Annotated in this window: 26 protein-coding genes and 1 pseudogene; 8 read left to right on the top strand and 19 right to left on the bottom strand. The window is 65.4% G+C overall.

Going from position 1 to position 26085, the window contains the following annotated elements; all coding sequences use genetic code 11:
- Positions 1-2: 2 nt before the first annotated feature.
- Positions 3-1241: a tryptophan synthase subunit beta gene (gene trpB / locus ACV7JP_RS07655; protein WP_457798633.1), complete on the top strand. Its 1239-nt coding sequence runs from the start codon at positions 3-5 to the stop codon at positions 1239-1241.
- 96 nt (positions 1242-1337) lie between these two features.
- On the opposite strand, the gene ACV7JP_RS07650 is transcribed toward trpB, so the two are convergent.
- From ACV7JP_RS07650 to ACV7JP_RS07620, 7 genes are all read right to left on the bottom strand, one after another.
- On the bottom strand, positions 1338-2366 hold the full coding sequence (locus ACV7JP_RS07650) for a heparan-alpha-glucosaminide N-acetyltransferase (RefSeq protein ID WP_457798632.1): 1029 nt from the start codon (positions 2364-2366) through the stop codon (positions 1338-1340).
- Positions 2363-3322 carry a hypothetical protein gene (locus tag ACV7JP_RS07645; RefSeq protein ID WP_457799044.1) on the bottom strand — a complete coding sequence of 320 codons (960 nt, stop codon included), beginning with the start codon at positions 3320-3322 and terminating at the stop codon, positions 2363-2365. Before ACV7JP_RS07645 ends, ACV7JP_RS07650 begins: the two co-directional genes overlap by 4 nt.
- A gap of 48 nt (positions 3323-3370) precedes the next feature.
- The gene (locus tag ACV7JP_RS07640; protein ID WP_457798631.1) at positions 3371-5179 is read right to left on the bottom strand and encodes a hypothetical protein; all 1809 of its coding nucleotides are present in this window, start codon (positions 5177-5179) and stop codon (positions 3371-3373) included.
- Positions 5180-5187: 8 nt separating this feature from the next.
- Positions 5188-6750, bottom strand: a complete 1563-nt coding sequence (locus ACV7JP_RS07635) for a hypothetical protein (protein ID WP_457798630.1) — start codon at positions 6748-6750, stop codon at positions 5188-5190.
- Between the two features lie 36 nt (positions 6751-6786).
- Positions 6787-7236 (bottom strand): GtrA family protein, encoded by a 450-nt coding sequence (locus ACV7JP_RS07630; protein ID WP_457798629.1) that lies wholly within the window; start codon positions 7234-7236, stop codon positions 6787-6789.
- 2 nt (positions 7237-7238) lie between these two features.
- Complete coding sequence (locus ACV7JP_RS07625) at positions 7239-8729, bottom strand: NAD(P)/FAD-dependent oxidoreductase (RefSeq protein WP_457798628.1); 1491 nt, start codon at positions 8727-8729, stop codon at positions 7239-7241.
- Positions 8730-8965: 236 nt separating this feature from the next.
- A complete protein-coding gene (locus ACV7JP_RS07620) occupies positions 8966-9547 on the bottom strand; it encodes a L,D-transpeptidase (RefSeq protein ID WP_457798627.1) in 582 nt (193 codons plus the stop codon).
- 154 nt (positions 9548-9701) lie between these two features.
- On the opposite strand from ACV7JP_RS07620, the gene mepA reads away from it, so the two are divergent.
- On the top strand, positions 9702-10610 hold the full coding sequence (gene mepA, locus ACV7JP_RS07615; protein WP_457798626.1) for a penicillin-insensitive murein endopeptidase: 909 nt from the start codon (positions 9702-9704) through the stop codon (positions 10608-10610).
- A gap of 226 nt (positions 10611-10836) precedes the next feature.
- Complete coding sequence (locus tag ACV7JP_RS07610; RefSeq protein WP_457798625.1) at positions 10837-12183, top strand: S41 family peptidase; 1347 nt, start codon at positions 10837-10839, stop codon at positions 12181-12183.
- Positions 12184-12306: 123 nt separating this feature from the next.
- Here ACV7JP_RS07610 and ACV7JP_RS07605 read toward each other — a convergent pair.
- The 3 genes and pseudogenes from ACV7JP_RS07605 to ACV7JP_RS07595 form a co-directional block, all read right to left on the bottom strand.
- Positions 12307-13067 (bottom strand): annotated as a pseudogene (locus ACV7JP_RS07605) (IS5 family transposase).
- Positions 13068-13220: 153 nt separating this feature from the next.
- Positions 13221-13871 carry a peptide-methionine (S)-S-oxide reductase MsrA gene (gene msrA / locus ACV7JP_RS07600; protein ID WP_457798624.1) on the bottom strand — a complete coding sequence of 217 codons (651 nt, stop codon included), beginning with the start codon at positions 13869-13871 and terminating at the stop codon, positions 13221-13223.
- Positions 13872-13892: 21 nt separating this feature from the next.
- Entirely contained in the window at positions 13893-14210 is a 318-nt protein-coding gene (locus ACV7JP_RS07595) for a hypothetical protein (RefSeq protein WP_457798623.1), read from the bottom strand.
- A 201-nt stretch (positions 14211-14411) separates the two neighbouring features.
- Between ACV7JP_RS07595 and ACV7JP_RS07590 the strand changes: the two genes are divergently transcribed.
- From ACV7JP_RS07590 to ACV7JP_RS07580, 3 genes are all read left to right on the top strand, one after another.
- Entirely contained in the window at positions 14412-15887 is a 1476-nt protein-coding gene (locus ACV7JP_RS07590) for a peptidoglycan DD-metalloendopeptidase family protein (protein ID WP_457798622.1), read from the top strand.
- Positions 15888-16034: 147 nt separating this feature from the next.
- Positions 16035-16289, top strand: a complete 255-nt coding sequence (locus tag ACV7JP_RS07585) for an antitoxin (protein ID WP_457798621.1) — start codon at positions 16035-16037, stop codon at positions 16287-16289.
- Positions 16289-16681, top strand: a complete 393-nt coding sequence (locus ACV7JP_RS07580) for a PIN domain-containing protein (RefSeq protein WP_457798620.1) — start codon at positions 16289-16291, stop codon at positions 16679-16681. The genes ACV7JP_RS07585 and ACV7JP_RS07580 overlap by 1 nt, the downstream gene beginning before the upstream one ends.
- Before the next feature lie 3 nt (positions 16682-16684).
- Here the strand turns inward: ACV7JP_RS07580 and ACV7JP_RS07575 are convergent, their stop codons facing one another.
- The 6 genes from ACV7JP_RS07575 to ACV7JP_RS07550 all read right to left on the bottom strand — a co-directional run bounded on the left by ACV7JP_RS07575 (position 16685) and on the right by ACV7JP_RS07550 (position 23306).
- Positions 16685-18238, bottom strand: a complete 1554-nt coding sequence (locus ACV7JP_RS07575) for a hypothetical protein (protein ID WP_457798619.1) — start codon at positions 18236-18238, stop codon at positions 16685-16687.
- A gap of 190 nt (positions 18239-18428) precedes the next feature.
- A protein-coding gene (prfB, locus tag ACV7JP_RS07570; RefSeq protein WP_457798618.1) for a peptide chain release factor 2 occupies positions 18429-19560 on the bottom strand; the annotation gives its coding sequence in 2 pieces (ribosomal slippage) (positions 18429-19490 and positions 19492-19560; 1131 coding nt in all).
- A gap of 170 nt (positions 19561-19730) precedes the next feature.
- Positions 19731-20819: a CorA family divalent cation transporter gene (locus ACV7JP_RS07565; protein WP_457798617.1), complete on the bottom strand. Its 1089-nt coding sequence runs from the start codon at positions 20817-20819 to the stop codon at positions 19731-19733.
- 528 nt (positions 20820-21347) lie between these two features.
- Entirely contained in the window at positions 21348-21638 is a 291-nt protein-coding gene (locus tag ACV7JP_RS07560) for a hypothetical protein (RefSeq protein WP_457798616.1), read from the bottom strand.
- A 26-nt stretch (positions 21639-21664) separates the two neighbouring features.
- A complete protein-coding gene (gene cobS, locus ACV7JP_RS07555) occupies positions 21665-22663 on the bottom strand; it encodes a cobaltochelatase subunit CobS (protein ID WP_457798615.1) in 999 nt (332 codons plus the stop codon).
- 49 nt (positions 22664-22712) lie between these two features.
- Positions 22713-23306 (bottom strand): J domain-containing protein, encoded by a 594-nt coding sequence (locus ACV7JP_RS07550; protein ID WP_457798614.1) that lies wholly within the window; start codon positions 23304-23306, stop codon positions 22713-22715.
- Between the two features lie 123 nt (positions 23307-23429).
- Here ACV7JP_RS07550 and ACV7JP_RS07545 point away from each other — a divergent pair, with 123 nt between their 5' ends.
- Entirely contained in the window at positions 23430-23729 is a 300-nt protein-coding gene (locus ACV7JP_RS07545) for a BolA family protein (RefSeq protein ID WP_457798613.1), read from the top strand.
- Positions 23730-23796: 67 nt separating this feature from the next.
- On the opposite strand, the gene ACV7JP_RS07540 is transcribed toward ACV7JP_RS07545, so the two are convergent.
- Genes ACV7JP_RS07540 through ACV7JP_RS07530 form a run of 3 tightly spaced genes read right to left on the bottom strand, consistent with a single transcriptional unit; the run spans position 23797 to position 25254 of the window.
- Positions 23797-24792 (bottom strand): YheT family hydrolase, encoded by a 996-nt coding sequence (locus ACV7JP_RS07540; RefSeq protein WP_457798612.1) that lies wholly within the window; start codon positions 24790-24792, stop codon positions 23797-23799.
- 18 nt (positions 24793-24810) lie between these two features.
- Complete coding sequence (locus ACV7JP_RS07535) at positions 24811-24933, bottom strand: hypothetical protein (RefSeq protein ID WP_457798611.1); 123 nt, start codon at positions 24931-24933, stop codon at positions 24811-24813.
- Between the two features lie 24 nt (positions 24934-24957).
- The gene (locus ACV7JP_RS07530) at positions 24958-25254 is read right to left on the bottom strand and encodes a DUF6156 family protein (RefSeq protein WP_457798610.1); all 297 of its coding nucleotides are present in this window, start codon (positions 25252-25254) and stop codon (positions 24958-24960) included.
- Between the two features lie 276 nt (positions 25255-25530).
- Here ACV7JP_RS07530 and ACV7JP_RS07525 point away from each other — a divergent pair, with 276 nt between their 5' ends.
- Positions 25531-25995 carry a hypothetical protein gene (locus ACV7JP_RS07525; RefSeq protein WP_457798609.1) on the top strand — a complete coding sequence of 155 codons (465 nt, stop codon included), beginning with the start codon at positions 25531-25533 and terminating at the stop codon, positions 25993-25995.
- The last annotated feature ends 90 nt before the right edge of the window (positions 25996-26085 follow it).

The raw sequence follows: 26085 nt of genomic DNA, 5'->3' as shown, positions 1-26085 counted from the left end.
CCTTGACCAAGCCGCTTCCCAATTCCTTCCGCGCCGGCCCGGACGAGAACGGCCGCTTCGGCATTTTCGGCGGGCGCTTCGTCGCCGAGACGCTCATGCCGCTCGTGCTCGATCTCGAGCAGGCCTATGCGCAAGCCAGGAACGACCCGGCTTTTCATGAAGAGCTGACGGGCCTGCATAAGCATTATGTCGGCCGCCCGTCGCCCCTCTATTTCGCCGAGCGCATCACCGAGCATGTGCGCGGGAAGGCGGAGCCCGGGAAAGGCGCCAAGGTCTATTTCAAGCGCGACGAGCTCAATCACACCGGCGCGCACAAGATCAACAATGTGCTCGGCCAGATCCTGCTCGCGCGGCGCATGGGCAAGAAGCGCATCATCGCAGAGACGGGCGCCGGCCAGCATGGCGTCGCCACCGCCACCGCCTGCGCGCGCTTCGGCCTGCAATGCGTCGTCTATATGGGCGCGGTCGACGTCGAGCGGCAGAAGCCCAATGTCTTCCGCATGAAAATGCTCGGCGCCGAGGTTATTCCCGTGCAGTCCGGCGCGCGCACGCTGAAGGACGCGATGAACGAGGCGCTGCGCGACTGGGTGACGAACGTCGCGGACACTTTCTATTGCATCGGCACGGCCGCCGGCCCGCATCCCTATCCGGCCATGGTGCGCGACTTCCAGTCGATCATCGGCAATGAGACAAGGGCGCAGATGCAGGAGATGGAGGGGCGCCTGCCCGATTCGCTCGTCGCCTGCATCGGCGGCGGCTCGAACGCCATCGGCCTCTTCCACCCCTTCCTCGACGATAGCGGCGTCGAGATCTACGGCGTCGAGGCGGCCGGCCACGGCATCAATGTGCCGAACGGCCATGCGGCCTCGCTCACCGGCGGCAAGCCCGGCGTGCTGCACGGCAACCGCACTTACTTGCTGATGGACGATGACGGCCAGATTCTCGAGGGCCATTCCATCTCGGCCGGCCTCGATTATCCCGGCATCGGCCCGGAACATTCGTGGCTGCACGAGACCGGCCGCGTGAAATATATCAGCGCGACCGACAAGGAGGCGTTGGCCGCCTTCCAGCTCTGCTCGAAGCTCGAGGGCATCATCCCGGCGCTGGAGCCTTCGCACGCGCTCGCCAAGGTGCTGGAGCTCGCGCCGCAGAAGAGCGCCGACCACATCATGGTGATGAATATGTGCGGCCGCGGCGACAAGGACATTTTCACCGTCGCGGAGCATCTCGGCGGAATGTGAGCCGCAGCGCCTCATTCGCCATTGCGAGCGCAGCGAAGCAATCCAGGCGCGGCCATAGGGCTCTGGATCGCTTCGCTACGCTCGCGATGACGGCGATTATTCGCGCGCCGCCGCCACGCACCGCTCCGCGATCTCCCGCAGGATCTTCCCCCGCGCCTCGTCGTCTTTGACGCCCGCAAGCGCCTTGCCGCGTTCGGCCTCCTGCTGCGTGCAGAGACAGGTCTCGCGGCAAAAGCCCTTTTCCGCTCCCTCCTCGACGCAGCCTTTTTCGCAGGCCGAGACGAAGGCCTTCAGGTCTTCAGCCGGCGGGACGAGCATGACGAGGGCGGTGAAGAAAGCGAAAAGCAGCGGCTGGTGGACGAGGTAGATCGGCAGGCTGTGACGGCCGAGGAAAAGCAGCATCCCCCTCTCCCCGTTCACGGGGCGAGGGCTAGGGTGAGGGGCAAGGGGCTTCAGCCAGACGGGGGGCTGATCCGACCCAGCGATAGCTTCGGCGGCGATCGGCTCGCTTTTGGCTTCGCCTTTCACCTTAGCCCTCTCCCCGTAAGCGGGGAGAGGGAGCAGGCGCGCCGCCCCCACGCCCAGAATCATCGCTCCCGCCCAGGGAAAGAGCGGGCGCCAGTCCTGGGTCAGCGGCTCGGTCGTCCCGAGCCCCAGCCATTGCAGCCAATCCGAATTGAAGACCGGCGAGGCCAGAAAATGCGGCGCCGCAAAAAAGGCCGCGCCCGCAAGGATCGCGACCGGCCAGGGCGTGAAGAGGAAGGCAAGCGAGACGAGGCTCGCCGCCGCGATGACATGCAGAATGCCGAAGAAGACGAAGGCCGCCGGGAAGACGAGATAGGTGCCGACGCTGACGAGCCCCGCCGCGCCGGCGATGACGGCCAAGCGTCGCCGGAAGGCGCGCCAATGGATGCGCTCCCGATGCGCGAGCACGAGCGAGACACCCGCGATGAACAGAAAGGAAAAGGCGATGGCGTGACCAAAGGCCTTGAAGGGCGCCGACCACGGTATCGACGCATCTATATATCCAAAATGGCCGAGGTCCCAGGTCAGATGGAAGGCCGCCATCGCCAGGACGGCGAGGCCGCGCGCGGCGTCGAGCGCCCGAAAGCGGCGCGCGGTCATTTCTCGCCGCGGAACTTGCCGAAGACCATATCCGGCGCCGAGAGATTATGGCGCGAGGGGAGATGGCGGCCGACCCAGATTTCGGTCGCGCTGGCGCCGGGGAAGTCGATGACCGGGGCCTCCTCCCAGCTCTTGCCGCGCTTGGAGCGCCAAGCGACCATGGCGGCGTCGCTCATCGTCTCCATGGCGTACATGGAGCGCAGAGCCGCGAAGGGGCGGCCGCCGAGCACGGCGTCGTCGAAATCGACATCGAGCGTCAAGCGCTCCTGATCGACGCTTTTGATCGTCACCCGCGCCTCGCCGCCGCGCCTGAACCTCAAAACGAGCGTGCGCGTCCTCGGCTCGAAGACCACTTCCGCCAGATCGACGATCGGCCGCTCCTGAACCTCCACCGGGCCGACCAGGAAGGACGAACCATAGGCGGTCCAGCGCATGTCCTCGAAAGGAAGCGGGCGGGCGCGCCAATAGCCGTCCGGCGGATAGAAGACCATGATCTCTTCCGCGCGCTCGCGATACCACATCCAGAACTGGATGAGATGGAAGCCCTTCTCGACCGTGTCGCCGACGCGCACCGCCACGTCGTTGGGCCGCCAGAAGGAGGGGAAGGTATAGCCCGTCAGCCAGAATTCGGGCGTCTCGAAGAATGTGCGCCGCCGCGCCTGGGCGAAGAATTTCGGATCGTGCGAAAGATCGCAGCTCGACCAGTCCGGCGCCCAGCGGTCGGAAACGATGGTGTTGATATAGGACGGGTGAACCGCCTGGATCTGCAGGCCGCGAATGCGCGGCGAGACGAAATCGAGCTCGATATTGTCCTTCTCGGCGCAAAGCTCGGGAACGGATTTGTTCTCGACCCGCACCTGCAGCTCGTCGGCGAGCTCCTGAGCGGTCGGCTGGGCGAAGGACGGCGACGCGGCGAACGCGCCGGCGCCAATGAGTAGTCGGCGGCGATCGAACATCGTCGTCACGGTTTAATCCTAGCGTCGGAGTAGCCTTCAACGACGCCTTTATTTCACCGGCCGCAAGGCGAAAACAAGGAGAGATGCGTCCGGCGCCGACTTTCGATCCAGCCAGGCGGGAACTTCGCCGCGCGCCAGCAGCGCGGCGAGCCCGTCGGGCGCGGCCGTGACCAGCGGCGACGGCCGCTTTGCGCGCGCGCACCAGACCACGACGTCCGCCCCGGCCTTTCGCAGAATTGATTCGGCCCGCTCCGGCGTCGCGGTGAACGCGTCGGCGACGATTCGATTGCCCCGATTGTCGCGATGATAGGGCGCCGCAAAGACGCTGTGCGGCGTATGGGCGAGAAGATGCGCGCCGAGATCGAAGGGGCCGGCGACGCGCGCGGCCGGCATTGACGCGAGCGGCCCGAAGATTTCGGGCGCGAGGCAGGCGCGTTCGGCGCCTCCCTCCGGATCGTCCTTCGACGGCAGAGCGAGCGCAAGCCCCATCGGCGAGACGAAAATCGCGAGGACGGCGGCGAGCGCGACGCGCAGCGCCGGGCTCACGTCGAGACGCTGGACGATCGCGACGATAGCGGCGGCGAGCGGGACCATGGCAAGCGGCGTCACCGAGGTGAAGACGCGCACCTGCCACAGGCCGGCGGCGGCTCCGATCGCGATCACGGCCGCCGCGGCAAGCCACCGGCGCCGCGCGACGCCTTCGGATTTCCGGGCGAAAGCCAGCGCCGCGGCGAGACCGAGCGCCACGGGCGCGCCGATGGCGACGATCATGCCCGGCGCCGTCTCATGGAGCGAGAAGAGCGGCTTCGCCTCGGCGACATGCGAGAGCCAGAGATCGCGCAGCAGCGGATCGAGCCCGCCCAGCGGATCGCCGACGCATTTCGGCGCGACGAGAAGGATCGCCGCGACGGTCGCAAGGCCGGCGGCCCCGACCGCGACGAGACGCGCGCGCGGCGTCGAAAGACGCGGCGCGAGCGATCCGATCGCGGCGAGCGACAGCGCGCCGACAAGCAGCGCCGCGAGATGCACGAAGGAGAAGGCGTCGCAGGCGGAGGCGAAATAGGCCGAGCGCGGATGGGTAGCGGCGTAGAAGGCGGGGAAGGCCAGGAGCGCGCCGCCCGAAAACCACAGGAGCGGCGCGCGGGCGCCGTCGACGACGAAGAGCAGCGGCGCCGCCGCGATCATCACGGCGAAGAAGGGCAGATTTTCGAGGCTGATCGCGAAGGACAGCGCCATCAGCGCCGCCGCGACGGCGAGAGACCAGGCGCGCTTCGGATCGAGCCCCTGCAGAAAGAAGCCGAAGGCCGCCGCCAGCGTCACGATCTGCGGCGCGTGATGATCGATGCGGCCCGGCGCGAATTGCAGGAACATCGGACCCGACAGCATGGCGAGCCAGATCGCCGCGAGCCGCGCGCCGGCGCCCGAGAGAATTTTCCCGAGCCAGCCCGTAAGGGCGAAGAGCGCGGCGAGCAATGCGAAGGGAAGGACGAGCCGCGTCGCGCGCTCGGCATATTCCGGCGCGAGGAATTTCGAGAAGAAGAGATCGAGCCCCGCGAGCGGAAGATCGACGATGCGCGACCAGTGCATGACGAGCCCGTCCGGCGGATCGAGCCGATGCGCCGTCAGATCGAACCAGCCCTGGCCCGCGAGAAAATCGCGCAACTGCACGGCGCGCATGGCGTCGTCGGAATCGAAAAAGGCGCCCGTGCGCCAGACCGCCGCCGCGCGCAAGGAAGCGAGCGCCGCCGCGCAGAGCAGCGCGACGACGAACACGACGCGCGCCGGCGGACGGACCTCGCCCGCCGCACGGCGGACCGCGAGATTCGTCTCGTCGCCGGGCGTGGCGATATCCGTCATGACGCCCCCTACTCGCCGGCCAAAGGCGCGAAGCCCGGCCAGCATTGCCGCTTCTCGATTTCGAGCCGCCGGCCTTCCGCGCTCAGGAGCCAGCCGGGCGCCTGTTCGACATGGGCGAGATAGTTCGGCGCCGGAAAGCCCTTGTTGATCTTATCCGTCGCCGTCAAGAGATTGCAGTCGTTGATCTCGTAGGTCGGATCGGAAAGCGCGCGGCGGATTTCCATGAGCCCGGTGATCGCGGAAACGAAGATGATCGCCGTCGTCAGCAAGGCGCGCGGCCGCCGGCCTTCGACGAGAAGCGGCGCGCTCTCCGCGAAGATGAACCCCAGCAGGAACATCGGGACCAGCATGCCGCGCATCGCCATATCATTGTCGTCCGCCGTCGCGCCGATGCGATAGAGCGGGAAGAGAATAAGCACGGCGCCGACAAGGGCGAAGGTCGGCTTCAACCATTGCGGAATCGCGTCACGCGAGAAAGCGAGCAGCCAGACCTGCGGCAGGCTGAAGACGAGCGCCAGCGGATACCAGACGAAGAAGCCCTTCTGCTCGAAGAGCCAGTTGCGCGACAGGACAGCCGCGTCAAGCGAAAGGTAGACGAGGAGCGGCAAAAGCAGGACGCCGGCGAAAAGGGCGAGCGCCGTGCGCGGGCGTAGCAGCTCGGGCGAGAGACTCTCGAATCCGCGCGCCAGCAGCAGCGGCGTGGCGCCGATCATGACGAGCGGCGACCAGAACAGAAGCGCGATAGAGCTCAAAGCGAGCAATGCGATGTCGATCTCGCGCCGGATGTTGAGCAGGAGCAGCGTCGCCGTCATCCAGCCGGAGAAGGCGTGATTGGGCGCCCAGAAAATCTGCGGCAACTGCGCCCAATACCAGGCCAGCCAGTTCCAGTTCATGAAATGCGGCTGGATGACGAACTGGCCGTTCTCCTGAAAGAGCCAGCTCTCGAAAATATGCGGAATCGCGTCGACTGGGCCCGACATGACGAAGAGCGCCAGGAAGCGCAATTTCGGCCCGCTCGCAAGCGACGCGACGAGATAGAGGATGGCGCCGAAGAGGAAGGAGTTCTGCAGGAGCAGCGCGAGATGCGCCGCTTTCAGCCCGAAGCCCCAGCCGACGGCCGCGGGAAACATATACATGCCGAGCGGCGCGCGCAGGATGAAGTCGGCGCCCTGATAATGATAGAGGACCGGATATTTATTGTTCACGAGATCGGCGAGCACGGCGTCGCGCGTGAACCAGTCCCAGGTCGAGAAGAAGACGTGATATTCGCCGCCGAGCAGGCAGAGCAGGAGGCTTGCCGCGAGGCAGCCGGCCAGGAGCGGCGGATCGAGCGGCGCGGCGAGAAGGGCGCCGCCCGTCTGGCTGGAAAGGATGAGAAAGGCGATAAGCGCGACGCCGGCGAGGAGCGCAAGCGCGGCGGGCGGCTGCAGGAAGATCGCGAAAATGGCGATCGGCGCCAGGGCGCAAAGGAGCGCCGCCTTGACGAGCTGACCATTGGCGACGCGCAACAGGCTTAGAGATCGCGGCTGCGAAATCGGGCGCGCGCGATCCCAGAAAATATCTTCGCTCATAAAGCGTCCTTTATTTGAAACGCCGGCAGCGCGTCTTCACGCCGCCGTCTTGAACAGCAGGCCCCGGCGCGTGATGAAATTGAACATGAAGACGAAGCCGGCCGTCGCCGCCTTGGCGAGAGTCAGCGACAGGCCGAGCTCGCCAACGAAAAGACGCATGAGCGCCTCCGTCAGCATGAGGCCGACGACGCCCGTGACGAGAAAGCCAAGCATCTCGACGCGCGGCGCGCGGGCGCGGCGGCCCTCGAACACATAGCGGATGCTCAGAAGATAAATGAGCGCGAGCCCCGATAGAAAGCCCGCGGCGGCGGCCTCCAGATAGCCGACGCCGAAAGCCTTGGTCAGCAGCATGAGCACGCCATAGTCGAGAGCGAGCGCGAAGACGCTCGCCGCCGCATAGCGGATCATGTCGCGGATGAAGCGAAAGAGCCGCGCCGGCGTGAGGCGCGCGGCGAACGCGCCCTGGGCTTCCGTCAGCAGCGCCATGATCAGGCCACCTTGCGCGGGACGAGCCGCTCGCTCGTCAGCGCCTCGACGGCGCCTTCGACGCCGGCCTCCGAATATTCGGCGTCCTCATTGACCTGCCAAATGTCGAAGGCCTCTTCCCCACGGACGATATTGAGCGCGGCGAGCATGCCGGTCATCATCGCATGGTCCTGATTGTTGTATTTGTGCATGCCGTTGCGGCCGATGCAGCGCAGCGAGGGAAAGCGCGACGCGATCTCGCGGCGGATCGTGTCGACATTCTGGGCGTAGCTCTCGTCATAGACGGGGTAGGCCTTGGCCTGGCGCACGACGCAGGCGTCGTTCACGTCGTCTGGATTCATGAGCCCGATCTGGCCGATCTCGCGCTTGGCGAGCGCGACCAAATCTTCGTCGCGCGCCGACCACAGCCCGTCGCCCTCGAAGCAGAAATATTCGAGGCCAAGGCAGGTGGAGACGCCGTCCGCGATCATCTCCGGCGACCAGCTCCGGAAGTTCTGCACGCGGCCGACCTTCACCGACGGGTCGTGAATATAGACCCAATTATCCGGCAGCTCCCGCTGCGGACGGCCGATCAGCACCACGGTGAGGAAGTCGCGATATTTGAGGTCGCGCGCATTGAACAGGCTTATCGGGCGCGGCTCGATGGCGTTGACGAGATCGCGCATCGGCGCCGAGGACATGACGTTGCGGGCGAGCCAGGTTTCAACCTCGCCATTCTCATTCCTGGCGCGGACGGTCCAGAGCTTCGACGCCTCGTCATAATGCAGGGCGTCGACGCTGCGGCCCATGAGGAGGCGTCCGCCCATCTCCTGCATCTTGCGCGCCGCCGCCTCCCACATCATGCCGGGGCCGCGGCGCGGATAGCGGAAGGACTCGATCAGCGTCTTGGCGCCCGACTCGCTTTTGCGCAGGCCGAGCGAACGGCGCAGGCCGTCGACGATCGCGGCGCCGAGCGACAGGCCCTTGATGCGCTGCGCCGCCCAGTCGGCGGAAATCTCGTCGCAGCCCATGCCCCACACCTTCTCGGTGTAGGTCTTGAAGAAAATGCCGAAGAGCCGCTCGCCGAACTGGTTGCGCACCCATTGATGGAAGGTCTTGGGCTCCTTGACCGGAAAGGCCTTGGCGCAGGCGAAGGAGGCCATGCACAGGGCGCTCTCGAAGAGACCGAGATTTTTCAGCGCCTCGAAGGCCTTCAGCGGATAGGCGTAGAACTTGCCGCGATAATAGATGCGCGACAGGCGCGGCCGCTCCAGAAAGTCGTCGGGCAGGATCTCGTTCCACAGATCGACGATTTCTTTCGACTTCGAGAAGAAGCGATGGCCGCCAATGTCGAACAGAAAGCCCTTATAGCTCGCGGTGCGGGAAATGCCGCCGACATAGACCGGGTCCTGCTCCAGCACGAGCGCGTCGCGCCCGTGCTTTGCGAGCGTATAGCCCGCCGTGAGGCCGGCTGGGCCGGCCCCGATGATGATGGTTTCAATAATGTCGCCCATGCCGGCCCTGAAATCGGGGCCCGTGCGCGATGCGTGAGCCCTCGTCTGGAGCGGCTCCACAATGGCTCCGCTGCGGCAGCATTGTGGGTGGGAGCCGTTAATGGGCGGTTACGTTAAGGATAAGCTCGGGCTTCGGCGTTCACCAAACCGCCGACAAGGCGCATTTTCGCCAGACATTTCCGGCGCCGCGCCACGAAAATGCGCCAATTCCGCGATTCGCGAAGCTTCCCGCGCCCTCAGTAATAGGGCGCGAAGGGCTCGGCCTGCCAACTGCGAACCGTGCCGCGATGATAGTGGCGGACCGACGCATAGGCCATGGCGTGGGCGCGATGGACGCGGCGGAGGCTGGCGTAGTGAACGGCGTTGCGATGATGCGCCTTGGCGTAGCGGGCGCCGCCCGAGGGCGGGGCGCCCGTGATCGAAATGCTGCCGCCTTCCGACTGCACGATCTCATAGAGGCGCTTGGCGTTGCCCGGCGCGAGACGGACGCAGCCATGCGAGGCGGGACTGCCCAGCGCGCCGGTGGCGTAGGTGCCGTGAATGGCGTAGCCGCCGCGGAAGAAGATCGAATAGGGCATCGGCGACATGTGATATTTGCGGGAATAATGCATCCGCTGCAGGCCGGTCGGCGCGTAGGAGCCGCGCGGCGTCGAATAGCCGGCGCGGGCGGTCGAGACCGGCCATGTGTAGCTGCCCGAGCCCGATTCGACATGCATGGTCTGGGTCGAAAGATTGATATGAATATTGGCGGTGGCCCAGGCGAGGCCGATCGAGGCAAGAAAGGCCGCCAGCGCCACAAGGAAGAGCTTCAAACGCATGACCAACTCCACACGAACAAACAGGAACTGTGAATATAATGACGCGGCCTCCCTTGCAGGGCAACGTAAATGAAACAGTAAGGTTGACCGTCAAGGATTAACTAAGAAGCCTTGCGGAGGCGTAAAGGCCACAAATGTCCGACAGGTGACGAATATGCGCGCATCGAGACTTGCAGCGGCGATTCTGGCGCTCTCTCTCGCGGGAGAGGCGGGCGCCCAGGACAAGGGAACGCTCGACCCGAAGCCCTTGCCGCCGCTCGCCCACCCTTCCGACCCGTCGACGCCGGCGAAAGAGCTTTTCGGCCGGGCGCGGGAAGGGGCGCCGCTCGAACCCGATCCGATCGGCTTCTATTCCAAGGGCTGCCTCGCCGGCGGCGAGCAACTGCCTTACAACGGCCCGCGCTGGCAGGTCATGCGCCCGTCCCGCAACCGCAATTGGGGCCATCCGGCGCTTGTGAAATTCCTGGAGAGCTTCTCGGCGAAAGCGGCGGCGGCCTCCGGCTGGCCAGGCCTGCTGATCGGCGACATGTCGCAGCCGCGCGGCGGGCCGATGCTCACCGGCCACGCCTCGCATCAGATCGGCCTCGACGCGGACATATGGCTGACGCCCATGCCAAACCGCGAGTTGACCCGCGCCGAGCGCGAGGAGATTTCGGCGACCGACGTCGTGCGGGAAGATTTGCTCGACGTGAAATCCGACGTCTGGACGGAAAGCCATCTCGCGGTGATCCGCGCCGCAGCACAGGACCCGAAGGTGCAGCGCATCTTCGTCAACGCCGCCATCAAGCGCGCTTTGTGCCGCGAGGCGGAAGGCCAGTCCTGGATGCGCAAGGTGCGCCCCATGTGGGGGCACAATTACCACTTCCACATTCGCCTCTTCTGCCCCGACGGCTCGAGCTGCCGGGATCAGGACCCGACGCCGGCCGGCGACGGCTGCGACCAGTCGCTCGCCTGGTGGTTCACCGAGGAGGCGCTGCACCCGAAGAAATCGGGCAAATCCTGGCCGCCCATGACCATGGCGGCGCTGCCTTCGGCCTGCAAGGAGGTGCTGAGGGCGCAGTAGCGACCTTTTTTGTGGGATGGGCGCTAGTTGTGACGTCTGATCAGGCTGTTTTCGCGGGACCTTGGACGGTCGGTCGTTCCCTTTTTTACGCTCCCTATCGCTCGACCGCGAGTAATTGCGCTTGTTATAATCCTTAAATCTGAGTAGATTTATATGATAATGACATTCGGCCGATTTTATGGAGAGTCCAATGCGATCGAATCCACCATATTTCCTCAAAGCCTGTATGATATTCGCGACCGCGATGGCCTTCTCGCGGCCTGCTCATCCCGAAGAGGCGCCCCGCATCGTAACGCAGGCCCCATCTTTTGACAAAGTCGCGATTAACCAAGCTGTCGAGAAGATTGCCGCCGAACTTCGCGGAGCCTACGTTTTCCCCGAAAAGGGAAGCCAAGCGGCTGAAGCCATCGAGAAAACGCTGGCGGCGAAGGCCTATGATGGCGTCGCTGACGCTGGTCAGTTTGCCCAGCGGATCACCGCCGACCTTCAGTCGTTAACGGGCGATGACCATATTCGCGTTTTTAACGGTTTTCCGTCCCCAGCCCAGGCCGCGCCGCCGCCGGCGAACAACGCCGGTTTCGAGCGCGTCGACCGTCTGAGGGGAAATATCGGTTACATTCGCTTCTCAAGGTTTGTGCCGCCGGAGATATTCAGGGATGCGGCGGACAACGCCATGCGCCTTGTCGCGAGCACGGACGCGCTGATCCTCGATATCCGAGGCAACAGGGGCGGGCACCCCGCCTCCGTCGCTTATCTGAGCAGCTTCTTTCTCGATCCGGCGCGATCGATACATGTCCACAGCTTGGTCGTTCGCATCCGAGGCACGTCGGATTATCGAACCGAAGAGTTCTGGAGCAGTTCGACGCCCACCCATTACCTCGATAAGCCAGTTTACGTCCTTGTCGGTCCCGAGACTTTTTCGGCCGGCGAAGCATTCGCTTATAACCTAAAAACTCTCAAGCGTGTTGCAATTGTCGGCGTGAGAACAAAAGGGGGAGCGGTTGGGAACCCAGGCGGATTGACGCCTATCGGCTCGAATTTGTTCATCAACGTATCATCGGCGCGGGCAGAAAATCCTGTAACGAAAAGTAATTGGGCCGGCGTTGGCGTTCAACCTGATGTCCAGGCAGCCCCCGACGCCGCCTTGGACACCGCGATGAAGTTGGCTTTGGCGAGCCGAAAGTCTCTTGCGGTCAACGGCGGCGGCGCTGTCTCATCGGCGGAACAAACTGTCAGCTCCGCGTTCGACTATTGGCTTGACGCTCCGTTGTTGAAGATACGCACATCGCCACTCGCGGGGAGCGAAAAGGCGGTTCGACGGCTTGTCGCGGAAGCGATCGCGGAACATCCGAACTACGAACTGATGTCGCCAGAAATCGCGAAAAGGACACGAGACAAGCTTCCCGAGTTGCACGCTAAACTGACTGCATTGGGGGCCATTCGATCCGTCGCGTTCCGGCGGGTTGACGCCATGGGCGACGTTTATAGTGTGGAGCACGAACGCGGCCGGTCGGAATGGACGATCTTCGTGAAGAGTGGAAAAATTCAAGGCGTGATCTTCCCCTTGGGATAAATGTGACTGTGTCGCGCAACTTCTTGACGCCTGCGAGGCATGCGTGAAGAACGCTTTTCAATGCGCGATGGATCTCGAAGTCTGATGGCGGATCACAGCAGACCCCCTAGGCTGTGTGGACAGTTATCTGAGCCATAGGACGATTGCGGCGAGGGTTACGACCGCTCGATAGTTTCGGGCGGTTTTTTCGAAGCGGGTTGCAACGCGGCGGAACTGCTTGAGTTTTGAGAAGCAGCATTCGACGAGATGGCGCTGAGTATAAAGATGCTTGTCGAGCGGATATTTGAGCGCACGTGACGGGTTGTTTGGGATGACGGCAAGCGCGCCCTTCGCGGCGATGGCTTGGCGCAAATAATTGGCGTCATAGGCGGTATCGGCCATGACGACCTCTGCGGGCAGTCCCTCGATCAACGCCACGGCTTGCGGGGCGTCGCCCTTCTGACCGGCGGTCAGCGTGAACCGTCAGGACATCCCAAGCCGCGAACGGCCAGATGTATCTTGGTGCTCAGGCCGCCGCGCGAACGCCCGATCGCCTGATCTTCAGGCCCCCTTTTTCGCCCCGGCAGCGTGCTGATGCGCCCGGACGATCGTGGAGTCGACGATCAGATATTCGAAGTCAGAATCGTCAGACATCGCCTCGAAAACCCGATGCCAGACCCCTTGGCGCTCCATCGACTGAAGCGCCGAAACACACTGTTCCACTCCCCAAACGCTTCCGGAAGATCGCGCCAGGGGGAACCCGTGCGCACGATCCACAGCACGCCCTCCACAAACATCCGGTTGTCGCGGCCGGTCGAGCCCTTCTGGTCAGGCCGGCCAATGATCAGCGGAGCCATCCGCTCCCACGCCGTGTCCGTCAAAACCAATCGATCCATCACACCCAAGGCCGCCTCCCCAAAAGAAGTCTTGAATCTGATTTGCGACCAAATGGGAATCCCTTAGAGTCCACAGGACCTAGACGGAGTTCGCCAGCTTGCGTTTCGCAGATGCTTACATACCTTTGTATATGTGTATGTGAGCGCTTGTAAGATGCAGGCTTACGCGACCCCCATCCCCACCGGGCATGACACGCCCGTGCCTCCTAATCCGCAATAGCCGCCCGGGTTCTTCGCCAGATATTGCTGGTGGTAGGCTTCGGCGTAATAGACGGGCGGCGCGGGCTGGATTTCGGTCGTGATCGGCCCATGGCCCGCTTTCGTCAATACTTGTTGATACGCGGCGCGCGACGCCTCCGCCGCGGCAAGCTGCTCGGGCGTCGTCGCATAGATCGCTGATCGATATTGCGTGCCGACATCATTGCCCTGCCGCATCCCCTGCGTCGGATCGTGATTCTCCCAGAAGATGCGCAGCAGGTTCTCGAAGGAAAGGACGGCGGGATAATAGACCACGCGGACGACCTCGGCATGGCCGGTCCGCCCCGTGCAGACATCCTCGTAAGTCGCGTTCTTCGTCGTCCCGCCCGCATAGCCGACGGCGGTGACGTAGACCCCTTCCCCCGCCTGCCAGAATTTCCGCTCGGCGCCCCAGAAGCAGCCCATGCCGAAGAAGACCTCCTCGGTCCCGAGCGGGTAAGGCGGATCGAGCGGATGGCCGTTGACGAAATGGCGCGCGCCGTGGGGGACCGGCGCCTCCCGGTCGGGAATGGGGCCGAGGCGGCGGGCGAGGTCGATTTTGTCGAGGATGGACATGAGCTGAAGATAAGGCGCGGCTCAGCGGCGCCAATAGCGATTTGTCGCTTCCCGCTTGTGGCTGAGAATGATCATCAGCGCGCCGAGGCCTCCGAGGGCGACGCTCACCGGCAGCAGCATCAGCGTCGTCAGCCCCGGGTCCCATAGAAAGGCCGACTTCGCCTCGAGGTTCGTCTGCATGGCGCGATAAAAGGCGGGGAAGGTCTCCGCCGCGCCCTTGCGCAGCGTGGTCACGGCGAGCCCGCCGCCGGCGATCGAGCGCGTGCCGTCGACGATCAGGGCCATGAAGCCGATCGCGAGCAGCAGCAGGCCGAGAAATCGCGTGAGCAGACGAAGCATTTGCGTAACCATAAGCGTGCGGGCGAAGCCTGTCCACGCGGCGATGGCGGCCGCGCCGCGATCGGAGGCGCCGCCGAAACAGGCGTTTTGGGAAGCGTTAACCTTAATGGGTTCTGATCGGCCATCGAAACCGGAAAACCGCGCAGGGGCGGCGCATTCCGGCGAGGTTCAAAAAGGCGGGACGTCCCGCCGGGATCGACAATGCGCCATCGTGAACAGTCCTATCGTTTCGTTGATGCGTCCGGCGATTATATCGTCCAGGTGTCGCGCGGCCATCGCAGCCGCAAATTCCGCCTCTCGCCCGGGGCGCTCGCCGCCGGCGGCGCGGTTCTCGGCCTTGTCGGCGTCGCCATTGTCGGCGCGGCCGGCTATCTCGCGTTCCGCGACGAGCTCCTCGCCGGCCTGCTCGATCGCCAGACCCAGATGCAATACGCCTATGAGGACAGGATCGCGGCCCTGCGCCTGCGGCTCGACCAGCTCGCGAGCCGGCAGTTCATCGACCAGGACGGCGTCGAGGGGAAGGTGCAGAGCCTGGTGATGCGCCAGGCCCAGCTCGAGACCCGCGCCGCGGTCGTCGCCCAGCTCGTCGAGCGCACGATCTCCCGCGATGCGGGGGTCACGATGATCACGCCCGCGACCCGCGCCGAGCCGCGGAATTCGGCCCTGGACGCCCTGAAGGCCGGCCTGCCCTTCGCGAAGGCCCCCGCCGCCGCGGGCGTCCTGCCCAAGGCGCCGAAGGGCGCCCTCGAGGAGGCGCCGCTGAGCTATACGGGCAAGCCGGAGCCCGAAGGACTCGATCTCCGCCTCGGCGGCGAATCGAAGCCGCTGCCGCTCGCGCCCCCCAACGCCGCGCCCAGGCGCGAGGGCCTCGTGCCGATCGACACGTCCATGGCGCCGCGCGGCGAGCCGAGCGCCGCCCTTGCGCACGCCGCCGATCCCGGCGCGCCCATGCCGGCGCGGCTCGAAAGCCTCGCAATGTCGCTCGATCGCGTCGAACGCGACCAGGCCCGGCGGCTTTCCGGCATCGTCCGGCCGGCCATCGAGGCGGCGACGCGGCTGCGCAACGCCTTCGACATCGCCGGCCTCCCGGTCGATCGCTTCATCCCGAAAAAAACGCACAAGGATTCCGGATCCGCGGTCGGCGGCCCCTTCGTCGCCGCGCCGCCCAAGGGGACGGACAATCTTTTCGAGCGCGACCTCGCCGCCGCGCAAACCGCGGTCGCGACTCTGGACGGTCTGCGGCGCGCCCTGCCCATGACGCCGCTGCGCAAGCCGCTGGCGGGCGAACTGCAGACGACCTCGAGCTTCGGCTATCGGACCGACCCCTTCTTCGGCCGTCCGGCCCTGCATAGCGGCGTCGATTTGCGCGAGGAATACGGCGCGTCGGTCAAGGCCACCGCCGCCGGGACCGTCAGCGTCGCCGGCCCTCAGGGCGGCTACGGCAATCTGGTCGAGATCGACCATGGCGGCGGCCTCTCCACCCGCTACGGCCATCTCTCGGCGATCCATGTCGTCCCGGGCCAGCAAGTGGCCCCCGGCGCCGTCGTCGGCCGCGTCGGCTCGACCGGCCGCTCGACCGGCCCGCATCTGCACTATGAGGTGCGCATGGACGGCGAGGCGGTGGACCCGTCGCGCTTCCTGAAAGCGGCCTCCGCGCTGGGCGGCATCATCCAATAGGCTGGCGATCGGGCGCCGCCATCGCCACAGGCCGACGCGAACGTCCAAATTGGCGGCCATTGACCGGCGCGCCGCCTTAGCGATTGGCTTGAAAGAATTGTAGATACTGGTGTTGACAAGCGCGGCCGCAAGTGAAACCCTGCGGCCATGGCGACGACAAAGGTCTTCAAATCCGGCAACAGCCTCGCGGTGCGCCTGCCCCGGGACATCGCCTTTCCGGAGGGGACGGAGGTCGTCGTGACCCGGCAGGGCGAGAGCCTTATCGTCGCCCCGGCCCGGCTCGACATGAAGACGCTCGTCTCGCGCCTCGCCTTGGCGCCCGCGCCGCCGCTCGTGGAGCGCCCGGAATTCAAGCCGCCGAAGCGCGACTGGGCGGAGCGGGACCGGGAAGGGGCCGATTAATGCCCCGCTATCTCCTCGACGCCACGGTCGTCTTCGCCGCCGCGAGCGGCGAGATGGCGACCCTCGCCAAGCTCTCGCGCCTGTCGATCGGCGAGGTGGCCATGTCGGCCCTCGTCTATAGCGAGTTGCTGAACGGCATGGCGGGCGGCAAGAGCGCCCGGCTCATGGAGAATGTCGCGCTTCTCGCCCAGAATGTCGACATATTGCCCTTCGATCGCAAGGCGGCCGAAACCTTCGGCGAGATGCTGCGCAGAATCGAGCCCAAGCGCCGCCGCATGCTGGACCGCATGGTCGCCGCCCAGGCCATCGCCGAGGGGCGAACCCTCGTCACCCTGGCGCCGCAGGACTTCGCGGACCTGCCGGGGCTCGCGATCGAGAACTGGTCCGTCTGAAAATCATTGCCCGGCCGTCAGCGCATAGCCCGGCCAGCAGACCCTATTCTCGATCCTCAGCCGGACGCCGGAATCCTTCACGAGCCAGGCCGGCGCCGTCTCCATGCGGGCGAGATAATTGGCGATGGAAAAGCCCGGCATGGCCTTGTCGGAGACGGTCAGCAGGTTGCAATCATTGATGGCGTAGGTCGCGTCGCTCAAGCCGCGCCGGATCTCGAAAAAGCCGGTGAAGGCCGAGAGGAGGACGACCCCCACCGTCGCGACTCCCAGCGCCGCCCCGCGATCCAGGCGCGACTGGATCATGCCGCAAAAGCCGAAGGCGAGCACGAACCAGGGCGTCAGCGCGCAGCGCATGGTCATGTCGTTATCGTAGACGGTCACGCCGATCCGGTAGAAGGGCATGGCGATCAGCAGCGCGATGGCGAGACCGACGGCGCCGCGCCGCCATTCGGCGACCTCCGGCCAGCGGGCGATCAAAATCCACGCCTGCGGCAGGCCGAAGACGAGCAGCAGACCGTACCAGAACCAGAAATCCTCCCTCAGGAACAGCCATTCGCGGGTGACGCGGCCGGCGTCGAGACTGAGGAAAAAAGCGAGCGGGATCAGCAGCAACGCCGCCGCCAAAGCGAGCGCGTTGCGCCTCTTGGCCAAATCCCGTGAGAGATGGCGCGCAAGGCGCCAGGCGAGGAAAGGCGCCGCGCCGATCATGGCGAGCGGCGACCAGAAGAGCAGGACGAGGAAGGCGAGGCCGAGATAAGCGATGTCGATCTCGCGCCGGATTTCGAGGAGGAGCAGGATGGCGAAAATCCAGGCCGCCAGCGCGTGATTGGGAGCCCAGAAGAAGGAGGGGATCTGGCCCCAGAAGAAAACCAGCCTGTTCCAAAACATCAGATGCGGCTGGAGAAGGAACTCGCCGCTCTGGAGGGATTCCATATAGTTCTGGACGAGGCGCGGGACGATGTCGACGGGGCTGAACAGCATCAGCAGCGCGAGGAAGCGGAGCGCCGGGCCGCCCGCGAGCCGCGCCGAAAAATAGAGGATCGTCCCGAGCAGAAAGGCGTTCTGCGCGAGCAGCGCGTAATGGGCCGCGCGAAGCCCCTGGCTCCAGCCGATGAGCGCCGGCGCCATATACATGCCGAGCGGCGCGCGCAGGACGAAATCGTCGCCCTGATAATGATAGAAGACCGGATATTTATTCAGCGTGACGTCGGCGAGCACGGCGTCGCGGATGAGCCAGTCATAGGGGCTGAAGAAGAAATGCGCCTCGCCGCTCGCAAGGCAGAGCGCCAGCGCCCCGAAAAGGCAGCCGCCATAGAGCCGCCAGTCGACCTTGGCGGAAAGCAGCGCGCCTGGCGCGAAGCCCGTCGAGAAGAGAAAGGCCAGAAGCCCCGAAGCGCCGAGAAGCGCGACGGCCGGCGCGGGCTCGAGGCGCGCGGCGAAGATCGCGAGCGGCAGAATGACGGCGAGGAGCAGTGCGGAAAGCAGCCTCGCGTCGGAGGTTTCGAGCGCGGCCGAGGCGGCGGGCCAGCGGGGGAGGGAAAGCTGCTCGTGAGACATGCGCCACTGTGAGAAAGAGGGGCGCAAGGATACGCCCGTGAAAGCGAGCGCGAATCGTAGGCGTTATTGATTTCGATTGTCTTGAACGGCGGGATGAGAGATCGGGTTGACGCCCCTCGCGCTTCGAGACGCCCGCTTTGCGGGCTCCTCGGCATGAGGGGCTTCTTTCGCAAGGCATACGCTTAGGCCCCTACTCCACGTCCTCCACCTTCTCGGGCCCGCCGCCATAGATGCGCTGGGCCAGCGAAGCCTGCATGAAGTCGTCGAGATCGCCGTCGAGCACCTCCTGCGGCGTGCCGGAGGCGACGCCGGTGCGCAAATCCTTCACGAGCTGATAGGGCTGCAGGACGTAGGAGCGGATCTGGTGGCCCCAGCCAATGTCGGTCTTGCTCGCGGCCGCCTTGTTGGCCTCGGCCTCGCGTTTTTCGAGCTCCAGCTCGTAGAGGCGGGCGCGCAGCATGTTCCAGGCGGTCGCGCGGTTCTTGTGCTGGGAGCGCTCGGCCTGGCAGGCGACGACGATGCCGGTCGGCATATGGGTGATGCGGATGGCTGAATCCGTCGTATTGACGTGCTGTCCGCCCGCGCCGGATGATCTATACGTGTCGATACGGCAGTCCGACTCGTTGATATTCACCTCGATGCGGTCGTCCACGACGGGATAGACCCAGACGGATGCGAAGCTCGTATGGCGGCGGGCGTTCGAGTCGAAGGGCGAGATGCGCACGAGGCGGTGCACGCCGGACTCGGTCTTGGCCCAGCCATGGGCGTTGTGGCCCTTGACCAGCAGCGTGCCGGACTTGATGCCGGCCTCCTCGCCGGCGGTCTCCTCGATCACCTCGACCTTGAACTTCTTGCGCTCGGCCCAGCGGGCGTACATGCGAAAGAGCATGCGCGCCCAGTCCTGGCTTTCCGTGCCGCCGGCGCCCGAGTGGATTTCGATGAAGGTGTCGTTGGCGTCGGCTTCGCCCGAGAAAAGCGCCTCGATCTGGCGGGTCTGCGCTTCCTTGAGCAAGGCCTTGAGGGCCTCGACGCCTTCCTTCTCCGTGTCCGGATCGCCGGCTTCCTCGCCGAGTTCGACGAGCGTCACCGCATCTTCGAGATCGCGCGCGAGCTTGCCGACCGCCCCCATCTGCTCTTCGAGCTGGGTGCGTTCGCGCATGAGCTTCTGCGCTTCTTCGGGATCGTTCCAGAAACTGGGGTCTTCGGCCTTGACGTTCAGTTCGGCGAGACGGCGGGTCGCGGTCTCGACGTCAAAGATGCCTCCTCAGCAATCCCACGGACTGCTCGATCTGTTCCTTGAGCGCAAGCGGCTCGGCGCGCATGAGGTTTCGTCTTTCGGATATGCAAGGGAGCGGCGCTCCCGGAAGTCGCGCGGAAATTATTCGCCGCGACGCCCCGTGTAAAGCGGGCGCGGCGAAAAGCGCGGAAGACATTCGCCGCGGCTCTGCATGGCTTCGGCCGCTGCGCCGCCTCGCGCGCTTGGCGGAAACGGCTAATAGCCGCCCTCGGCCGGCGGCGCGGGCGGCGCGGAGCCGCGCGGCTTGCTCTCCTCGGCGCTCTCCGCGTCCGTCAGGCCCCAGCGCCGCATCAGGAGCAGCACGACGCCCGCCGCGACGACGCAGACGATCGTCGCGTAGATCACGCCCTCCTCGCTTTCGGAGAAGGGAAGGTTCTTGAGATTCATGCCGAAAAAGCCGGTGACGAAGGTCGCCGGCAGCAGCAGGGTCGTCACCACCGTCAGCACATAGAGCCGGTCGTTGGTTTCGAGGTTGAGGATCGCGTTCAGCTCGTCCTGCAGCAGCCGCGCGCGGTCCTGCAGCGCCTGCATGTCGCGCCCGAGCGACTCCGTGTGCTGAACGAGCCGCGCCGCCATTTCGCGCAACTCATTGTCGCGCGCGTCCTGCGGGTCGTCGTCTATGTCCTCCAGCCGCGCAAGGGTTGAGACGAGGCCGCCGACCTGGCGCGACAACCGTACGGCGTCGCGGCGCCCGGCCCCCAGCACCGGCCGGGCCTTGCGGCCGCGCCCGTCAATGATGAGATCCTCGGCGCGGTCGAAGGCGGCGCCGACCTCATTCGCCATGCGGCTCAGCTCGTCGACGAGATGGGTCGCCATCAACTCGAAAAGCGCGAGCGGCGATTCGACCGCTATCCCGCGCCCGATCGCGCCCCGGGCCGCCTCGACGCAGCTCATGGGGCTGCGGCGCGCCGTGACGACGAAGCGCTCGCCAATGGCGAAGCGCAGGAAATCGGTGCGCGAGGCCGGGCCGGCGAGGGTTCGCTCATGGTCGAGCAGGGCGCCGCTCACCAGCCCCTCCGAATATTCGAGATATTGATGGTCGAGCGGATCGCAGAGCGCCTCGCGGGCGCTGTCCGACAAGGCGGCGATGCGGCCGATGAAGGGCCGCGCGCGCACGTCGGTCAGGTCCATATGCAGCCAGACGAAGCCCTCGCGGCTCGCGCCCAGCGCGTCGAAATCATCCGCCCGCCCGGCCGCGGCGCGGCCCTCCGCATCGAAGCGGATGATCCAGAGACAGCCGGGAACGCCGGCGTGAAGGGCGTCTTTGAGTCGGTCTGGGATCATGGCTCCCGCTTCGCTGAATGTGCTCCAATGACGTGGGGGAAGATGACATACGGATGACGGCCTCACCCGCCCTCGGTCGTCGCCCAGGCCTTGCCGAAGCGGCCGGCGGCGATGTCGATCGCCATGGGCTTCTCCTGAGCCCGACATTAAAGACGAGCAATGGCGAAACCGTAACCGGAGCGGCGCTCGGCCGGATCGCGCCGCGGTCAGGCGGAACGCCTGACGCGGGGCAACGCGGTTCTAAAGGTTAAGAGCGCGCTTCAAGCGAAAGCCGGTTCCCGCTTTTTCGCAAGCCGCGCTCCAGTGGTTTCGGTCACTCGAATCGCCAGTCCTCCTGCTCACATCCTTCCGCCGTCATTGCGAGCGAAGCGAAGCAATCCAGAGCGTCATCACGGCTCTGGATTGCTTCGTCGCCTACGCTCCTCGCAATGACCGGAAGAACGAACGCGCTTCAAAAAGCCCGTCAATTCGACGGACGCAGGCTACTGGATTGCGAAAAAACCGGTTCCCACTTTGGTGGGCCGCGCTCTAGGCGTCCGAGACGCCGACCTTCTGCTCCAGCCGGCGCACGCGCGCCTCAAGATCGCTGATGAGCGCGCCATGGCCGAGGACGGCGGAATGATACTCCACCACAGCGCGCCGCAGGCCGACGATCTGCTCGCGCGTCGCCTTATGCTCCGCGTCGTTCTTCGCCTGCATGGCCAGAAGGTCGGAAGCGACGTCGGCGCGCAGAGAATGGATCTGCGACTGCGTATCAGCGATACCTTCGCGCAATTGGCGAAGCATCTGCAGAACGAGATTATCCGGTTCGTCGGTCATGGCTTAAGCTTACTACGCCGACCGCCTTACGTCATCACCACATTCACCGCGCTCTCGGGCAGCTCTTTCCCGAAGCAGCGCTGATAGAACTCGGCGACCAGCGGGCGCTCCAATTCGTCGCATTTATTGAGGAAGGTGAGGCGGAAGGCGAAGCCGACATCGTTGAAGATGTCGGCGTTCTCGGCCCATGTGATGACCGTGCGCGGGCTCATCACGGTCGAGAGGTCGCCGGCCATGAAGGCGTTGCGGGTGAGGTCGGCGACGCGCACCATCTTGTCGGCGATGGCGCGGCTCTCCTTGCTGGCGCCGTAGGACTTCACCTTGGCGACGACGATATTCGTCTCCGCGTCGTGCGACAGATAATTCAGCGTCGTGACGATGGACCAGCGGTCCATCTGCGCCTGATTGATCTGCTGCACGCCGTGATAAAGGCCCGACGTGTCGCCGAGGCCGACCGTATTGGCGGTCGCGAAAAGGCGGAAAGCGGGGTGCGGGCGGATGACGCGGTTCTGGTCGAGGAGCGTCAGCCGGCCGGAGACTTCCAGCACGCGCTGGATGACGAACATCACATCCGGGCGGCCGGCGTCATATTCGTCGAAGCAGAGCGCGACATTGTGCTGAACCGCCCAGGGCAGGATGCCGTCGCGGAATTCCGTGACCTGCTTGCCGTCCTTGAGCACGATCGCGTCCTTGCCGACGAGGTCGATGCGGGAGATGTGGCTGTCGAGATTGACGCGCACGAAGGGCCAGTTGAGCCGCGCCGCAACCTGCTCGATATGGGTCGACTTGCCGGTGCCGTGATAGCCCGTGACCATCACGCGGCGGTTCTTCGCGAAGCCCGCGAGAATGGCGAGCGTCGTCTGGCGGTCGAAGAGATAGTCCGGGTCGATGTCCGGCACATGCTCGTTGCGCTCCGAGAAGGCTGGAACGACGAGGTCCGTGTCGATGCCGAAAACCTGGCGCGCCGGGATCTGAATGTCCGGGACGCTTTCGAGGCCCGAGCCAGATTTAACTTCTTCGACCAAAATCGTCCTCCGTCTGGCGGGCGGGCAATCGGCGTCGACGATGCAAGCGTCAGACGAGCCGTGCGGCCCTCAGCGTCTTATAGGCATGGATGATTTCCCGCAATTTCTCCTCGCGGGAACGATCGCCGCCATTTGCGTCGGGATGGTGTCGCTTAACGAGCTCCTTATAGCGCGCCCGGATGGCCTCCGGTCCAGCGGTTTCGTCAAGCCCCAGCGCCTCGAAGGCGCGCATGGTCACCGGGGAATAGCGGGGCTGCTTCTTCTCGGCCGCGCGGCGGTGATAGCGGGCGCGATACATGCCGAGCGGATCGCCGGTCGGGCCGCCCTCCTCGCGAAAGCCCGTCTGGCCCCGGCGCGTGCCCATGGCCCAGGTCGGGCGATGGCCGACGGTCGCGTCCTTCATGTAGCGGGCGACGTCGGCGTCGTTCATCCCGTTGAAATAATTGTAGGTCGCATTGTATTCGCGGACGTGGTCGAGGCAGAAGCAGAAATATTGCCCCTCGCGCAGCCGGCCCATGGGCGCGCGATAGGCGCCCTCCGCCTCGCAACCGGGCGAATCGCATTTGACGCCCGCCTCGCGTTTCTCCTCGCGCGGCTGACGCTGCGTTCTGATGCGGTCGAAGAGGGGCGAATTGAGGTTCATTTCATTCCATTATGATGGCGCCGCCCCCCGCCGCAAGCGCGGACCGCGCCAATTTTCATCTGCGCCCAATCTTGCAAGACAGGCGCCCCGGGCTTAGCTGGCGACGAGACTTAAGGAGCGACTATGGCGGATCAGGGCAAAAGACCGGTGGCGGCGAGCATCGAGAAGAAACTGACCGAGGGCCTCGCGCCGATCTCGTTGAAAGTGATCGATGAATCACACCATCACGCCGGCCATGGCCATGCCGGCGACAAGCGTCACGGCAATGAGAGCCATTTCCGCGTCGAGGTGGTGAGCGCGGCCTTCGAGGGCAAGAGCCGGGTGGAGCGCCACCGGCTGGTCAACGCCCTGCTGGCGCGGGAGATCGCGGAAGGGGTGCATGCGCTGGCGATCGGCGCGAAGGCGCCGGGAGAGGCGGAGTAGATCGCGCCGCGTTTAGGCGGCGCTCTTGCGAAACGCCGGGTTTCCGCTTTTTCGCGGCGCGCTCCAGCTAGCCGTCGCCGGCCCCTCCGCCGGCGGCGAAATTCCGCGCCAGCCACGCCGACGTCACAAGGTCGTGCCAGCCGATCGGGCTTCCGCGGCCGTGGAAACCCAGATGCCCGCCGCGCGGGGAGAAAGTCGTCTCCACGGCGGCCAGGCGCGGCCAGTCGACCGCCTCGTAGCAGCCCGCCGGAATCCAGGGATCGTCCATTGCGTGGATAAGGAGCGTCGGGCGGTCTATTCCCTCCAGGAAATGGCGGGACGAATTCCGCTCGTAATAGTCGGCGGCGTCGCGATAGCCGAAACAGGGGGCGACGAAACCGTCGTCGAATTCGACGATCGCCCGCGCCGCCGCGATCGCCGCTCGCTGCGCGGAAGTCAGCGCGGCCCCCGGCGCCAGCGCCTCCCGCTTCAGCGCCGACAACAAGTAGCGGTGATAGACGATATTGCGCGGCGCCTGAATGCGGAAGCTCGCCGCCGCGAGGTCGAGCGGCGCCGATACCGCGACGGCGCCGAGGACGGGCGAATCCCGGCGGCGCTCGCCCATGAATTTCAAGACGAGATTGCCGCCGAGCGAATGCCCGATCAGCGCGACGCCGCGATCGACAAGCGCCCCCGGCAGCCGACGCAGCGCTTCCGCGAGATCCTCCGTCCGGCCGGCATGGTAACGGCCCTTCGAGGTCGGGCGGGAAACGGCCGAGCCGCGCAGATTGAGGCGGAGAACCGGCCATCCTTCCTGCGCCAGGCGCCGCGCCGTGCGCATCACATTGACGCTCGCCTCCGTCCCGGTGAGGCCGTGGATCAGGACGACGAGCGGCCGCGTCGTGGAGCCCGCCGGACCATCGAGGCGGGCCGCCAGCCGGTCGCCGTCCGGCATGGGCAGAAGCAGGCGCGCGCCGCCGCCGAGCTCCCTCGGCCTCGGGCGCAGCATATTGCGAATGGTCTGCAGGTCGGGCCCCCACCAGGGCGCCCGCTCCCGAAAGATCGGCAAGGCTTCGCGGGACATGAGACGGCCGGCCGACCGCTACCCCGGCGCCTCCGCCCCCTCGCAATGAGCCCCGCCTTCCGGACCGCGATCGCCGATCGCCAGACGAAGGGGCGCGGCGGCGAGAAGCCGGTAAGGCGGCGTTTTGGCGGCGCGTTTCATGAGGGCCTCCTGAAGCCTTTGCGCTCAGGAACGTAGGGGGGCGCCCGTCTCGTCGCAATCGACCTCCGTGACCTCGTCCCCCAATTCGATCCGGGCATGGGCCAGCGAGCCGTCGTCGCGATAGGCGTATCGATGCGAAAGCTCCACCTCGCCATAGACCATCTTCTCGCAGGTCGCGAGGCGTCCGGCCGAATCATAGGTCACCCGGAAATAAGTGTTGCGGTTGCCGAGCTCCGCCGCCTTCAGCGGCTCGACCAGCTTCAGCGGCATGCGCACCCCGCTATAAGTGAGAAAATATTTGTACTCCGTCTCCCCGCTCATCGCGTTTCTCCTTGTTTTTCTTTTGCCGCCTCTCACATCGCGCCCTGAGCGGGCGGGATCCTCCAATCGCAGAAAACGCGATCATCCCAAAGTCCGGCGCGCGCGTCTCGCGAAAAGCGGCTCCTGCTTTTTCGCCGCGCGCCCTAGAAAAAATCGCGCCAGCGGCGGTCGCCCTGGAGCGCGACGGCACAAGGCTTGCGGAAAGCGCGCCGGACGGCCCCTCCCCGAGCCGCTTTGTCGCAGATGCGACAGATTCAACGAAAAGGAGTGCGAGAAATGAGACTAGCCGAAAGCTTCGCCAGCGCGACCGCGGAGCAGATCGAGGCGGCCCTTTCGGGCGGCAAGCTGATCCTCTATTCCGTCGGCCGCCCGCCGTCGCCCGACCACAAGATCACCCGCAGCTCGCCTCTCGCCGAATACGTCTTCGCGAGCCCGGCCTTCGACGACGCCAAAGCACCCGTCTTCGCGGAGAACCCTGTCCTCGCGCAACATGTCGGAACCCCCGGCTGGGCGCGCGCGTTCTCGGCGGACGGCGCGGTCGTGGCCGATTTTTCGGTCGGCGCCGGCGCGACGGAGATCAAATGCGAAAGCATTTCCGCGACGCCGGGCTTTCCGCTCAAAGTTCTGTCGCTCGCGATCGCCCTGCCGGCGGAAACGGTCTCCTATGAAAAGACCGAATATGGCCATGTCTATCAGACCGGCCTGGAGAATCCCTATCGCAAGCTCTCGGTGCGCGGCTGATCCCGCGTCGCCGCGGAGTCTTGACGATTACATGACGACAGCGTAGCGCGGGGCGACTTTATCACTTCCCGCGCTATCGGCAGGACATCC

It is taken from the genome of Methylocystis sp. S23 (assembly GCF_054106005.1).
This window is presented reverse-complemented; position numbering and strand designations above follow the sequence as displayed.